At 48.1% G+C, this 14,185-nt stretch carries 12 protein-coding genes and 1 tRNA gene; 8 read left to right on the forward strand and 5 right to left on the reverse strand.

Annotation, left to right across the window (positions count from 1 at the left end; translation table 11 throughout):
* Window positions 1-48 precede the first annotated feature (48 nt).
* Window positions 49-1,410 (forward strand): L-fucose:H+ symporter permease, encoded by a 1,362-nt coding sequence (fucP, locus tag ACKTSF_RS04120; RefSeq protein WP_407886880.1) that lies wholly within the window; start codon window positions 49-51, stop codon window positions 1,408-1,410.
* Window positions 1,411-1,867: 457 nt separating this feature from the next.
* Here fucP and ACKTSF_RS04125 read toward each other — a convergent pair whose 3' ends face one another.
* The 3 genes from ACKTSF_RS04125 to gntK form a co-directional block, all read right to left on the reverse strand.
* Window positions 1,868-3,196 (reverse strand): APC family permease, encoded by a 1,329-nt coding sequence (locus ACKTSF_RS04125; protein WP_407886882.1) that lies wholly within the window; start codon window positions 3,194-3,196, stop codon window positions 1,868-1,870.
* Between the two features lie 664 nt (window positions 3,197-3,860).
* Window positions 3,861-5,219: a gluconate:H+ symporter gene (locus tag ACKTSF_RS04130; protein WP_407886883.1), complete on the reverse strand. Its 1,359-nt coding sequence runs from the start codon at window positions 5,217-5,219 to the stop codon at window positions 3,861-3,863.
* A gap of 166 nt (window positions 5,220-5,385) precedes the next feature.
* Complete coding sequence (gntK, locus tag ACKTSF_RS04135; protein WP_407886885.1) at window positions 5,386-6,936, reverse strand: gluconokinase; 1,551 nt, start codon at window positions 6,934-6,936, stop codon at window positions 5,386-5,388.
* A 205-nt stretch (window positions 6,937-7,141) separates the two neighbouring features.
* Between gntK and ACKTSF_RS04140 the strand changes: the two genes are divergently transcribed.
* Both ACKTSF_RS04140 and ACKTSF_RS04145 read left to right on the forward strand, forming a co-directional pair.
* The gene (locus tag ACKTSF_RS04140; protein WP_407886887.1) at window positions 7,142-8,050 is read left to right on the forward strand and encodes a MurR/RpiR family transcriptional regulator; all 909 of its coding nucleotides are present in this window, start codon (window positions 7,142-7,144) and stop codon (window positions 8,048-8,050) included.
* Window positions 8,051-8,124: 74 nt separating this feature from the next.
* Window positions 8,125-8,886, forward strand: a complete 762-nt coding sequence (locus ACKTSF_RS04145; protein ID WP_407886889.1) for a GH25 family lysozyme — start codon at window positions 8,125-8,127, stop codon at window positions 8,884-8,886.
* Between the two features lie 261 nt (window positions 8,887-9,147).
* Here ACKTSF_RS04145 and ACKTSF_RS04150 read toward each other — a convergent pair whose 3' ends face one another.
* Entirely contained in the window at window positions 9,148-9,525 is a 378-nt protein-coding gene (locus ACKTSF_RS04150; RefSeq protein WP_407886891.1) for a DUF4828 domain-containing protein, read from the reverse strand.
* 167 nt (window positions 9,526-9,692) lie between these two features.
* Here ACKTSF_RS04150 and ACKTSF_RS04155 point away from each other — a divergent pair, with 167 nt between their 5' ends.
* The 3 genes from ACKTSF_RS04155 (at window position 9,693) to ACKTSF_RS04165 (ending at window position 12,185) form a co-directional block, all read left to right on the forward strand.
* The gene (locus ACKTSF_RS04155) at window positions 9,693-10,694 is read left to right on the forward strand and encodes a Gfo/Idh/MocA family protein (RefSeq protein WP_407886893.1); all 1,002 of its coding nucleotides are present in this window, start codon (window positions 9,693-9,695) and stop codon (window positions 10,692-10,694) included.
* Between the two features lie 15 nt (window positions 10,695-10,709).
* Window positions 10,710-12,056 carry a DEAD/DEAH box helicase gene (locus ACKTSF_RS04160; protein ID WP_407886895.1) on the forward strand — a complete coding sequence of 449 codons (1,347 nt, stop codon included), beginning with the start codon at window positions 10,710-10,712 and terminating at the stop codon, window positions 12,054-12,056.
* 56 nt (window positions 12,057-12,112) lie between these two features.
* Window positions 12,113-12,185 (forward strand) — tRNA-Arg (locus ACKTSF_RS04165).
* Between the two features lie 554 nt (window positions 12,186-12,739).
* Here the strand turns inward: ACKTSF_RS04165 and ACKTSF_RS04170 are convergent.
* On the reverse strand, window positions 12,740-13,276 hold the full coding sequence (locus ACKTSF_RS04170) for a hypothetical protein (protein ID WP_407886897.1): 537 nt from the start codon (window positions 13,274-13,276) through the stop codon (window positions 12,740-12,742).
* Between the two features lie 310 nt (window positions 13,277-13,586).
* Between ACKTSF_RS04170 and ACKTSF_RS04175 the strand changes: the two genes are divergently transcribed.
* Window positions 13,587-13,811 (forward strand): hypothetical protein, encoded by a 225-nt coding sequence (locus ACKTSF_RS04175; RefSeq protein ID WP_407886898.1) that lies wholly within the window; start codon window positions 13,587-13,589, stop codon window positions 13,809-13,811.
* Window positions 13,812-13,838: 27 nt separating this feature from the next.
* Complete coding sequence (locus tag ACKTSF_RS04180; RefSeq protein ID WP_407886900.1) at window positions 13,839-14,099, forward strand: hypothetical protein; 261 nt, start codon at window positions 13,839-13,841, stop codon at window positions 14,097-14,099.
* Window positions 14,100-14,185 lie beyond the last annotated feature (86 nt).

Genomic DNA, 14,185 nt, shown 5'->3' on the forward strand with positions numbered 1-14,185 from the left:
ATAAAACGTTTTACCTAATCTCAAATTCATGACAAAGGAGTCTTTACCATGCAAGCAAAAGCAGTTGAATCAAAGCACGGTTGGACCCAGTTAGCTGATGGCTATCTGAGCAAAACCCCAATTTTCCAATTTATCCTAGTGTCCCTAATCTTCCCATTGTGGGGGACTGCCGCTAGTTTGAACGATATCTTAATTACCCAGTTCAAGACGGTTTTCATGTTGAACGATGCCGCTACTGCCTTCGTTCAAAGTGCCTTCTATGGTGGTTACTTCTTGATTGCCATTCCAGCCTCATTAATTATTAAAAAGAACAGTTATAAATTTGCTATTATGACCGGGCTGATCTTCTACATTGTGGGTTGTGGGTTATTCTTCCCAGCTTCTCACCTCGCAACTTACAGTATGTTCTTAGTCGCTATCTTCGCGATTGCTATCGGGTTGAGTTTCTTGGAAACTTCCTGTGATACTTATAGCTCAATGCTTGGACCGAAAGCCAACGCCACGATGCGGTTGAACTTCTCACAAACCTTAGTGCCACTGGGTGACATTATGGGGATTGTTTTAGGGAAGTACCTGATCTTCGGTTCCGTTGATAACTTGGCTAATAAGATGAGCACGATGCACGGTGCCGCACGGTTAGCTTACGGTGAAAAAATGTTGCAATTGACGTTACGTCCTTACAAGTACATCTTGATTGTGCTGGTTGTGATGTTTATCATCTTTGCTTTATCACCAATGCCTCGCGCTAAGGCTACTAAGACGGTTGAGGGTTCCGATGAAGCCGTTGAAGATCGTCCTAGCTTGGGTGAAACAATCAAGTACCTGTCTCACAACAAGCGTTACATGAAGGGTGTTTTAACGCAATTCTTCTACGCTGGTTTACAGACAACGGTTTGGTCCTTCACCATTCGGTTGGCTTTGAACATGGATCACCACATTACAGATAGTGCCGCTTCAACCTTCATGATCTACAGCTACATTGCATGGTTCGTGGGTAAGCTGGTCGCTAACGTCTTCATGAGTAAGTTCTCCATTACGGGTGTCTTAACCTGGTTCTCTCTGTTAGGGACGTTGTCATTGGTCGTAACCTTTACGATTCCTAGCATGGTTGCCGTTTACACGGCTATCTTGACCAGTTTCTTCTTTGGTCCAGAATGGCCAACGATTTACACCCACACGTTGGATGCTATCGATGAAAAGCGTTACACAGAAACTGGTGGGGCCATCATCGTTATGGCTTTGATCGGTGGGGCCATTATTCCAGCCGTCCAAGGTTTGGTCTCAGACTTCTCCGGTTCAATGCAATTCTCATTCGTTGTGCCAACGATTTGCTACGCATTGATCACGCTCTACTTCTTCTTGGAAAACCGCTTTGATAAGAAGCACCCAGAAGAAATGCAAGAACATTAATTTAAAATTTATCAGTTAACGTTAGCCAGTCGGCCTCTCTACCGACTGGCTTTTTTGGTTCAATGAGTCGGGCCGTTCATCATTGGTTGTCAGAGATTGGAGAATGTCTGCAGGCAAAAGGGGGGGATTACAACTCGCTCTGTATCGTGGGGAGAAAGACTCGGACATCGTGGTTAGCAGCACCGCCACAACTCCCACCAACACTGCTCTTTTCTGGCTAGAGTGGGGTTCATCGAGTTGAAGATAATACTGTCATTATCTAGTCAACACGTGCGGCGTTCACTAGAGAGAAGACAACGCGTGTGTCAGAATTGCGGCTCTGATGTTATGGAGGAAGCGCCTTATTTAGTCATCCTCGTAATTGCTTCTACGGCATTAAACCAAGGATTAAGGGTATCCAAAAACCGCGAGTCATCCTCCACCTGGAGAATGGCTCGCGGTTTAGTTGTTTTAAGCGTTATTCGGCGTGGTTCTGGCGACGACGTTGATGGATAAAGTAAATCGGTAAACCTATCAGCGTTAGGGCTAGTCCTGTGACGGCTAAGCCGATTTCCGTAATTAGGGTGGTCGCAACAATGAAGATACCACCAACTAACGCAATTAACGGGACAATGGGGAATCCGGGAACCTTATACGGTCGAGTAAGTTCCGGCTCCCGTTTACGCAGGATAAAGATCGCGACGAAGATGAGACAGTTGAATAGCCACATGACGAAGACTAACATGTCGGTCAGAATATCGAAGCTACCCATCAGCATCATCAGGAGGGCAATCCCAAACTGGACGATGCCGGCAAAGTAAGGAACGTAAGTCCGACGAGATAATCGACCGAAATATTTTGATAACGGCAGACTGTCCTCTGTTGCAAGTGCGTAAGGGACCCGCATCCCGGTCATCGTATAACCGTTGATGGCGCCATAGACGGAAATCAGGATACCGATAGTCACGAGCTTACCGCCAAATTGGCCGAAGAGCCGCATAGCCGCATCGGCCGCGGCATTCTGGTTGCCAGCAATCATGTCGATTGGGAGCGTACGCAGAAAGACGAGGTTAATCAGCGTATAGACCACAGTAATCAAGGTCAGTCCTAAGACGATTGCTCTGGGCAAGTCGCGTTCAGGGTGTTTCATTTCACCAGCGATATTTCCGATGTTGATCCACCCATCATAGGCAAACATTGTGGCGAGTAGGCTGGAAGCGAAAGCCCCACCGAAGCCAATGTGGTCGCCAGTCGTAATCGGCCAGAATTGGATAGTGGTATGTGCTGGGGCAAAGAGACCGAAGAGCACAATCACAACGATGGGAATTAGTTTAAAGATTAAGGCAATCGATTGGACGCGACCACCGACCTTGGCCCCTAGAAAGTTCAGTCCAGTGATGCTTAGGCCACAGATAATAGCAATGGGGAGCTTCCAGGCAGTATCCAGGTGAAAGAGATTCACGAACTGAACACCGAAGATAATGGATAGTGCGGCAATATTTGCGGGATAGTAGACCAACATTTGGGCCCAGCCCATCAAGAATCCTACGGGCTTGCCGTAGGTGTACTCCAGATAGCGCATGGCACCCCCAGTCCGGGGAATGGCGGCTGCCAGCTCCGCACTCGTCAAACCGGCACAGATGGTCAGCAGGCCCCCTAAAATCCAGGCAACCAGGGTCATGTTAGCGGAGTGGTTGGCGGCCACTACGCTAGCAGTCTTGAAGAAGACCCCGCCACCGATGACGGTTCCCATAACGGTAGCGAGGGCGGTAAACGTGCCGATTTCGCGGCGTAACTCCTTTGCCAAAGTAAAGACTCCTTTTCCTCTCAAATGCTTAGATTTAACCATTATAGCACGGAACCCTAGGATGCGTATGGGATTGCGAGAGATTTTTAGGAGAAATCGGGTGATTATTAGAGCGTGGTTTGAGCTAGGGATCTAGCACTTTGTCCGTTTATGCAGAAGCCAATAATCACCAAGTCCATTGCCGATTATCAGCGGGCTAATCGTTATTGGCGTGATTCTGAATAGCGTAAAAAAAGAATCAGTGAGCCGACAGTTATCACACTGAAGTTTAGCCAGGCCTTGTTAAAGATGTGTGGATACTTTTGACAGAAGCGGGTAATTTGATCCTGATAAGAGAAAGCCAATATGATCAGTAGGAACATACTTATCATTAAGTTTTGCATGTGATGGCGAACTCCCAATTGCTAATTGCTAGGTTTCTAGCCAGTATGCCACATCGTCAATTCATAAGCAATATAGGACGGGGCATAAATCTTATTATAAGCGGGTTTTGCTCAATTATCGAAAGGATAGCGCTCGTCAATATGTATATAATTATTTTAAGACGAGTACTTAGCGACGTGTTGAATAAATACAAATGGTTGGCAATCCGATAGTTTGGATTGCCAACCATTTGCAGAAATAGACGTTACGAAATGATGCTAATTTTCCGGCATACTGGGGATCAATGAAAAGCCATGTTTAGCAACAGGACTATCAGAATACCCACAACGGAAATGACAGTTTCCAATACGGTCCAAATACTCAGCGTCTGCTTCACCGTCAAATCGAAGTATTCTCTGAACATCCAGAACCCAGCATCGTTCACGTGAGAGGCAGCCAGTGATCCGGCACCAATGGCCAGAACCATTAAAGCCGGGTCGACACCAGCTTGTGCCATCAGTGGCGCAACAATCCCCGCGGCGGTCAATGCGGCCACGGTTGCGGAACCCAAGGCTATCCGGAGAACGACGGCGACCAGCCAGCCCAGAATCAGTGGTGACATATTAGAGTCAATGAAGATCTTGGCAACTTCCTTACCGACACCACCGTCGATCAGGACTTGTTTGAAGGCACCACCACCCCCGATAACCAGGAGTAGCATGGCGATTGATTTCACGGCGTTTTCGATAGATTCCATGATTTCCGAGGTCTTGCGTTTCCGGCCCCAGCCCATGGTAAACATCGCCACCATCAGTGAAATCAGCATGGCAATCGCAGGATCCCCAATTAGTGCAACGATTTGGTCAAGCAGGGAGGCATTCTTGGTTGGCGTTGCACCACCGTCAACGGTCATCTTGTAGATGGTCGTGATGGCCATCAGGATGACGGGGAATAGGGATGTCAGGACGGAGAGACCAAAGCTAGGCGATTCGGATGGCTTAAACGTCTTGATTTCGCCCAGCGACGACAGATTTCCTTTGCGCTCGAAGGCGGCGGGAGCATAACGCTGAGCCAGTTTGGTAAACATTGGCCCGGCAACGATAGCACATGGAATAGCGACAACTAACCCGAACAACAGGACCTTACCATCGTTGGCATTCAAGATCGCCGCGATGGCCACAGGTGCCGGGTGAGGGGGCAAGAATCCGTGAGTTACGGACAGTGCAGCCGCCATGGAAATCCCTAAATAAAGGATTGGCACATCGGCTTCGATCGCGATGGCAAAGACGATTGGAATCAAAAGAACCATCCCAACTTCGAAGAAGAGCGCGATACCCAGAATAAATGAAGCGAGCATGATGGCCATTTGCAGGCGTTTCTTCCCGAATTTGTCGATCAACGTGGTCGCAATAACGTAGGCCCCACCGGCGTCGGCAACTAACCGACCCAGCATGGCACCAAATCCGAAGACTAGGGAAAGTTCGCCCAGTTGGCTCCCGATCCCAGTCTCCACGGTCGTGGCAATTTTGGTTAAGTCCATCCCGAGCAAAATCGCTGTGAGGACGGAGGTTAAAATCAGGGAGACGAAAGTATTGATTTTAAACTTGATGATTAAAACCAATAAAAAAATGACCCCGATGACTAAAGCTATGAGTTCCATAAGGTAAGCCCTTTCATTTTTAGAATTTTGAAAAGCCGATGCATCAGCACCGGCTCTTCACTGTAAGCAAACATCATTGTAACCGATTCCTCTTGAAATCGCCACGATAACGTTTCATAAATTTGTTTGTAAGTTAGCTTACTTTCTGAAAACTTTAGGGGACAATTTATTTCTCTTTGGAAATATTAACATGGGTTCGTTGATATTCCGCGATGTTCTTATATTCAGACTGCAGTTGTCGACTCAGGCGAATGTAGATTGGAACCAAGGCCCGGTAAGCACTGTAGGTGTCTGGGTTGGGATGGTGAACGTTGGCCACGCCGATGAAATTTTTCACAACGGAGAGGTCGTCGATCATGCCTAAGGCGTACATCCCCAAGGTTGCGGCACCCAGAGCTGTCCCTTCAGGACTCTCTGGAATTGTGACATCTTGTTCAAAGATATCCGCCAGCATTTGGCGCCAGAGAGCTGAACGGGCGAAACCACCAGTTGCTTGAATGCTAGAAGGCTTGCCGACAACTTCTTCCAGAGCCAACATGACCGTGTAGAGGTTGTAGACGATACCTTCCAAGGCAGCTCGAACCATGTGGGCCCGGGAGTGGGTCCGTGTCAGGCCGAAGAAGGAACCACGTGCATTTGCATCCCAGATTGGGGCCCGTTCGCCACCCAAGAAGGGATGGAAGATCAGGCCGTCAGAACCGGCGGGAATCTTTTCGGCAATTTCCGTTAAAAGATCATAGGAATCCACGTGCATCTGTTCTGCGGTTAGCTTTTCTGGCGCAAAGAGTTGATCTCGAACCCAACGGAAGACAATCCCACCGTTGTTGACCGGCCCACCAACAACCCAGTGATCTTTGGAAAGGTAGTAACAGAAGACCCGGCCCTTAGGATCAATCTTTGGTTTGTCAGTGACGACCCGGACGGCACCGGAAGTCCCAATGGTGACAGCCACGACACCAGGATCGATGGCGTTAACGCCTAAGTTAGCCAGGGGGCCATCTGAAGCGCCCATGACAAATGGCGTGTTTGCGTCGATGCCAATAACACCAGCGTAGTCGGTCTTCATGCCTGTAATCTGGTCAGTGGTATCAACCAACTTAGGCAATTGGTCGCGGGTAATCCCGGCAACTTCCAAGGCTTGGTCGTCCCAATCCATGTTGAAAATGTTGAAGATCCCCGTAGCGTTGGCAATGGAATAGTCTTCTTGCAACACGCCAAATAACTTGTAGATGACGTATTCCTTGATACCCACGAACCAGCGGGCTTGCTTGAAGAGGTCTGGCTGCTCATGGCGTAACCAGATCAGCTTGCTCAGTGGGGTCATTGGGTGAATTGGCGTCCCAGTCTTCTCGTAAAGTTGCTTACCAACACCGTTTTCGCGGAGTTCATCAGCGTACTTTACAGCTCGGTTATCTGCCCAGGTAATGGCTCGAGTTAGTGGCTTGTGATTTTCATCCAACAGAATCAGGCTGTGCATGGCTGCGGAGAAGGAAACACCGTGTAGGTCACCGTTCTTCAAGTCTGCCTTCCGTAAGACGGTCGTCAAGCCGTCAATGATGGCGGAGAAGATTTCTTCTGGATCTTCTTCGGCCATGTCCGGTACGTCCTGGTAGAGGGGGTAAAGGTTATTGGAGTAGCCTTGCATCTTACCTGTCGTATCGTACAGAACCGTTTTAACGCTGGTCGTGCCAATATCGACCCCAATCATGTAGTCCATAGTGCTCTTCCTTTCGTGGTGCGATTATTAAATGAAAAAAACATCCTGCTTTGAACGATACCGCATCGCGCGTTAGAACGCAATGACAATGCCTGTATAACGTCAAGACACCTGTCAAACAGTAGCGTTTAGTACACAGATGTAAAATTTCCGCTTCGACTATTATATGAAAAGAAGTTTCACATTTCAAGTGAAATGTTGTAAAATGTTTACAAAAGGTAATCTTTTTAAAAATTATTGGAAGGGGGCGGCGACTATCGCACGCTCAACCATTGGAAAGATTCGGGGGACGTATGATCAGTTGTCTCGGACGGAAAAGAAGGTGGCCCAGTTGGCGTTGGACAACCCAGCCGTAGTCAGCGAAATGACGATTAAAGAATTGGCAAGTGCCACGGGGGTTTCAACCGCGACCATTTCCCGTTTTGTCAAGCGCATGGACTACACGAACTATCGGGAATTTACGATGGCGCTAGCCCACACTGCAGCCGAAATGACGCCGCAACAGAATAGTTTTCCAGAATTAGCGGAGGGCGATTCTCTTGCAACGATTGCGAATAAGACCTTTCGTTTTTCCATAAATTCTTTACGGGCGACAAATGAAGCACTGAACGAGGATGACTTGGCCCGCGCCGTCATCAAAATCATTAATGCCAAGACGGTGGCCTTCTTTGGTTTGGGAGGGTCAGCAGTGGCAGCCCTCGATGGCTATCATAAATTCTTGCGAACACCGCTGAACGTGACCTACCATCCTGATTATGATATTCAACTGATGCAGGCGGCCCGGATGACAGCTCAGGACTGTGCGATTGTGATTTCTCACTCAGGCCGGAATCACGAGACCTTGGAAATCGTAAGGGAACTCAAGCGTAATGGCGTGGCAATCATTGTCATTACCAGTTACAGCGGTTCTGAGTTGGCTCAAGCGGCGGCTGTCACTTTCTTATCGCTGACGGATGAGGTCAAATACCGTTCTGAGGGGATGTATTCGTTGATTTCGCAGATGACGATCCTCGACAGTCTTTTTATGATGACCGTCTTGCGCAGTTCTTCACGTACTAAACCCGTTTTGACCCGGGTCAGAGATGTTATTGAACAGACCCGTTACGATTCCTAGCAGTCATGGTATAATGGACGGCATACCTCCAGCATGGGGGTAGAATACCTGACGAAGGAGAATGGTGATCGACGGTGAAACGACGTGACTATCAACCCATATATGACAACACGTTTCGGCGTCGCCACCGGTATCGCCGTTGGTTCATTGTACTGGCGATACTGCTGATCACCATTGGGGGTGGCTGGGGTTGGTTCCGGTGGGATGCTCATCAGCGTGCTCAGGTAGCCAGTTATCCCGTTCGCGGGGTCACGGTCAATCAGGACAGTGGCTACTTAGACTTTCAGCAGTTGGCGAAAAGTGAAACGTTTGTCTACCTTCAAGCCACATCGGGAGCCACATATACCGATGACGACTTTAGCGATAACTATTCGCGTTCTCAAGGGGCGGATATTCAGGTGGGGGTGGCTCACACCTTCAGTTTCACGACATCGGCACAACGTCAATTCACACACTTTAAAAGTACAGTTAAAAGAAATTCAGGAACCTTACCTATTATGGTAGCGGTTAGTTATTATGGTAAATATAATAGTAGTAACACGGAGATGGCGACGCAAGGACAGAAACTCAAAACACTAGTAGAGCTGCTCAGCAGTTATTACCACCAGGGCGTGGTCGTTTTTGCTAGCAAGTCTGTGCTAACGCAATTTGTAAAGCCCGTGTTGCCCGATCAGGACTATTGGACTGCCGGCGGTAAGCTGTCAGGACATTCACAACAGGTCAGGTTGATCGAGTATGATGCCAATGGGACGGTCACCCAAAATGGGCAGGATCTACCGGTGGCAAAATCAGTGTTCAACGGCACTCGCCGCGATTGGCATACCTTTACCAAGTGACGTTACTCTGAATTTTACTGTCGAGTTTACCCTAATGTCGGGCTGCTGTGGGTGGGGGGACGCCAAGACCAATGCTCAACTCAAATGATAGCTGACTTGGTTTTTAAAAATAAAATGATGTTGAAACAGCAGTCAATTCGGCTGCTGTTTTTGCTTACCCTGTGGCGTGCGTGGGTAGACGAGACAAAAACCGCAGTCCCAAAATTTGGGGCTGCGGCTTCGTTGGCCTAAGTATTCAAAAGACACAGTGTGTGCGTAAGTCTACGAAGACTGATCCGTCGATGACAATGGTTTCATCGCGTAAGTACAATCATCGGCTTCATCGAAAAAAGAAATTGGTTGACGTTCGTTGGCGTGAATCGTTAGGTGATAGCCAAACTTATCCTGAAAGGTAAGCTGTTGGTCGTTGAGGTCCTTTACAGACACCTGTAGCTGATGGTTATCAATCTGCACGTCAAGATTAGGACTAATTTCTAACCGGTGACGCCGCTGATTATGGGGATCAACGAATTGCCACGTTCCAACATAAAACAACGGCGACTCACTGGGCTGGGGCTTCTTCTTTCTACGTAATGAGAATCCACCTGTTAAACCAGCCACGAGTGAAACGCCAAATAATGCGAGCTCTCGACCTTTCACCGGTAATCCCTCCCTTGAATTATTAGTTACTCCCAATATAACATTTCTGGACAGAAAACACGTGCTTTTTCTTCCGGATTTGAAAGAAAATTAATTCTATTGCTATGCCTAATGCGATGCGACTGTTAAAATAAAGTTAACGATAGAAAATTGATGGAGGGATTGCAATGATTCGCATTGGAACTGTAGGGACGAACTGGATTACACAACAATTGGTCGAGGCAGCAGCTTTGTCGAAGCGCTACACGCTGGCTGGGGTCTATTCCCGGCACCAAGAAACGGCGGACGCCTTTGCTCAGAAGAACCAAGCCGAGAAGAGCTATACCGATTATGAAAAGATGTTAGATCAGGCCAATTTGGAAGTGGTCTACATTGCCTCACCAAACAGTTTGCACTTTAAGCAGGCGATGGCTGCGATTGATCGGGATATTTCCATCATCGTTGAAAAGCCGGCCTTCAGTAATCGGCGGGAGATGGCCGCAATCATGGCGGAACTCAAACAACATCCAGCCGTGAAATATTTTGAAGCGGCACGGCACGTGCACACGCCAAACTTTAAGGCTATCAGTAAGGCACTCATTGCCTTGCCAGCCGTTCAGGGAGCAGCATTGACCTACATGAAGTACTCCTCCCGTTACGATAATGTTTTGGATGGCGAGCAGCCAAACGTTTTCACCAAGGAATTTTCAGGTGGCGCGCTCCAAGACTTAGGGGTCTACCCCATCTACTTGGCCATTGCCTTGTTTGGTCAACCTGAACACGTGGCCTTCTTCCCAACGCTCATTGCAACCGGCGCCGATGGCAAGGGCTTAGCAATGTTACGTTACGGTGACTTCGATGTGACCGTGAACTTTGGGAAGACCAGTAACTCCTACGCCTTATCCGAAATCTATGGCTTGAAAGAAACTATCACGATTGATAGTGCTGGGGAACTGACTCATGTCGAAGAGCGTGATGCCAGTGGCAAGGCCACTGACCTGAGCGCTGCGGAATTAGCTAATCCGATGTTGCCAGAAGCCGAAGATTTTGCTCGGGTTCTAGAATCGCCAGATGACAAGCAAAATGTCGCTGACTACCAACGCTGGTTACAGTGGAGCTTGACAGTCAATCAAGTCTTATTCGATCTGCGGGTCTCTGCTAACTTGAAGTTCCCAGCCGATCAACACTAAGAAAGAGGAAAATACATGTTAAAACAATTCGAGGCTCATTTTAAAGACTTGGGTTACACTGAACCGACCGCAATTCAAACGGCAGTTTACGAACCGTTAGCGGGAGACCAGAACGTCTTGGGCCTCGCGCCAACTGGTTCGGGAAAGACGGTGGCATTTACGTTGCCAGCCTTGGCCAACTTGCTGCCTGGGGATGGCACTCAACTGATCGTGCTGGAACCTTCCCAAGAACTGGCGATTCAGACTAGCCGGGTCATGCGTGACTGGGCAAAATTGTTAGATTTGAAGGTGGTTGCCCTGACTGGGGGGGCCAACGTGAAGCGCCAAACAGAACGCTTGAAAAAGCGACCAGAAGTCATCGTCGGAACACCAGGGCGGGTATTGAACCTAGTCAGCGACCGAAAATTAAAATTACACTTGGTTTCTTTGCTGATCGTCGATGAGGCCGATGACCTGTTGACGGGGGACACTCTGGATACGGTGCGTTCGATCGCACAGGATATGCCAGCTGATGTTCAGTTGGGCTTCTTCTCCGCAACCGACACACCAATTCTTCACGAACTCGACCAGTGGTTTGGCCAATCTGTGACCCGAATTGATGTGCGTCAAGAGGATAATACGCAAGGAACAGTGCGGCACGGGCTCTTACAGGTTGGTATGGGTAAGCGTGATCAAATGCTAAAGCGGATGCTGGCAATGCCAAATTTCCGAGCGTTGGTTTTTTTCAAGCAGGCCAACACCTTACGGCAGACAGCAACGCGGTTCTATCACGAGCATATGTCATCGGCGAGTCTGACCAGTGATCTCCGCCAGGTTCAACGGGAAAAGGCTTTACAGGACTTCCGTTTGGGTCGAACACGATTGTTACTGACGACGGATGTGGCAGCCCGGGGGTTAGATATTCCTAAGCTACCGGCCGTCATCAACTATGACCTCCCAACTTCCGTGAACGAATACGTTCACCGGGTTGGACGAACGGGACGAATGGGTGAACCAGGACAGGTGATTAGTCTCGGAGATGACCATGACTTGCGGGATCTCAAGAAGCTCTTGAAGGATACCGACTATGACTTGGTACCGTTGTACTTTAGTGGTCGAACATTGACGACTGAGAGACCGGTAGCTGTGACACCACAGGCAACAGCAACGGCAACAGGATCGACGCGTTCTACAGCTACCACGGAAAAGGTCGTGAAGACTGCGGGTAAGGTCGTTGCTGCAGGTGAAAAACCAGCGGGCAAGGCCAACGCTCCGCATGTTAAGCAGGAACCCAATCCTTCGAAGAAAAAGAAGCACAAGAATCGCCACACTAAGAACAAGGGTATGCGTAAAAAGTGGCGTGACCGCGATGCCCAGCAGTAATTAACCTTTTGAAATCAAATAATCCGTGGTAAACTTAAAAGCGGATTATTGATATTGTCCCTATAGCACAACAGGATAGGGCACTCGCCTCCTAAGCGAATGATCCCGGTTCGAGTCCGGGTGGGGACATAGTGGAAAAGAGTGCGCCAGAGGGCGGTTAGTCAGTGAGCATTAACGTCGCTAAGATGAAAATCCCGGTTTTGGATTTTTGACTTAGCGGGGTTAAGCGGAGCTGACTGCCCTCTGGCGCACGTTTCGGCAACAGAGGATTGGGGGCGTGTCGCTAAGTGAAAAATCCCGGGCCTGGATTATTTACTTAGCGGGGTTAAGCGGAACCAGCTGCCTGGAGATGCATGTTTCGGCAACAGAGACTCGTAGCACGTCAATAAGACGGGAATCCCGGTCCTGGATTCTTGGCTTATTGGGGTTAGGCGGAGGCAACTGCCTGAAATTGCACGTTTCGGCAACAGAGACTTGGGGCGCGTCGCTAAGATGAAAATTCCGGTTTTGGATTTTTGACTTAGCGGGGTTAAGCGGAACTGACAGCTCTCTGGCGCACGGTTTCGGCAAAGTAGAATCAGAGAAACCAATAGCAATCACCAAAAAGAGCCGGAACAACGTTATTTAACGTTGCGCCAGCTCTTTTTGACCGCCACTATTTCAGTTTAAGTTATGTAGCCGCACTATTTCGAGTAATCAACCACCCATTTACCGGTATTCGCCAGGCGGTACCAGGTATAAAGTGGCATATCCTGACCGCTGTAGTCGTACAGCCAATATTGACTACGGTAGACGTGGGTCTTGGCCTTCAACATGACCTTGCTAGGCTGATTAGGCTTGACCGTCGAGATCAACCTATGGCCACTGCGCCACGTGTTGTAGCGATAGAGGCGCGTGTCGTTGGTATTCATGTAATAATATTTATTCTGGTAAATAACTGCGTAGACTTGTTTGCTAGAAGTCTTGCGAGCATAGAATTTCTTACTGCTAGCGATGATGCGGCCGGTATCGGTGTCCTGATTCTGGGCGTGTTTCTGCGTCTTGTAGAGTTCCATGTACTCATAGTTGCCGTACATATACGCACGTGCATAGGTTTTATGGGAAAATGAATTGGATGGCGTCACCGAATAACGCCAGGTTTTCGCGTCCGCATTAGTAGGAATTAACAGGAGTAAGGCCAATGAGGAGAGCGTGATGAGTAATAGCTTCTTTAAGGACAAAATAATGACCTCCTTTTAAGTTAATCATATCAAACTTCTTACCGTATATCATTATTATTTTATAATTAATTCCTTTAGCAACACCATACTACGGTTGAATCACTGACCAGAACGCTAATAACGTAACGGTGCGGAGGGCCTAGAGAAGCCATGGTGTCTAATAATAAAAGCGCTTTACATTTAAAATTATTCGTGCCAGAATATAAGATAAGTTTTGTTGTCACTAACGATAACGCAATATGAAATCTTATGAATTAGGTCGTTCCTATACATATAGAAGAAAAATTATTAAGAGAGCGGGTCATTTAACATGGGTGTTGGTTTTAAGTTACTATTACGGGCTGTCTTTTGGTCAGCTCTGTCTTGGTACTTCTGGTTCTTCAGCGGTGCCCAAGCATCTGGTGGTGTCGGGATCATTCAGAAAGTCTTTGCTGTATTCTCTACGGTGGCTGCAGCATTCTACATTGTCATGTTCCTGATTGGTTGGATGAAGAGCTGGGGCATGTTTCAGGGGAAGGGTAATAAGAAAGATTAAACATGATGATTCCTGGGGAGGAAGCGTATGTTTCGTAAAGCAATGGGTGATGCCAATTATTGGCTGAGCCTTTCACTGATCTTCATGGTGTTTAGGGACCTAATTGGCCTATTTTGGCACCGTGATTTGCTGGTCGTCTGGTTATGGCGGTATCACGACTGGCGTGTCTGGGCCCTATTTGTCGGGGTTCTGATTGCGTATTGGGTCATTTGGATCCTGATTTTCTGGGGATTGCGGGTGCTCAAAGAAGTGATGGGCCGTAACGATCCACCGGTAACTAAAAAATAAAGCGGTATTGAACGGAAATTTTCTCGGAAATTTCGCGTTTGATACCGTTTTCCTTTATAATAAAGGTATTCAAACAAGAGGAGGAT

This window comes from Levilactobacillus muriae (genome assembly GCF_045862015.1).
Lineage (GTDB): Bacteria > Bacillota > Bacilli > Lactobacillales > Lactobacillaceae > Levilactobacillus > Levilactobacillus muriae.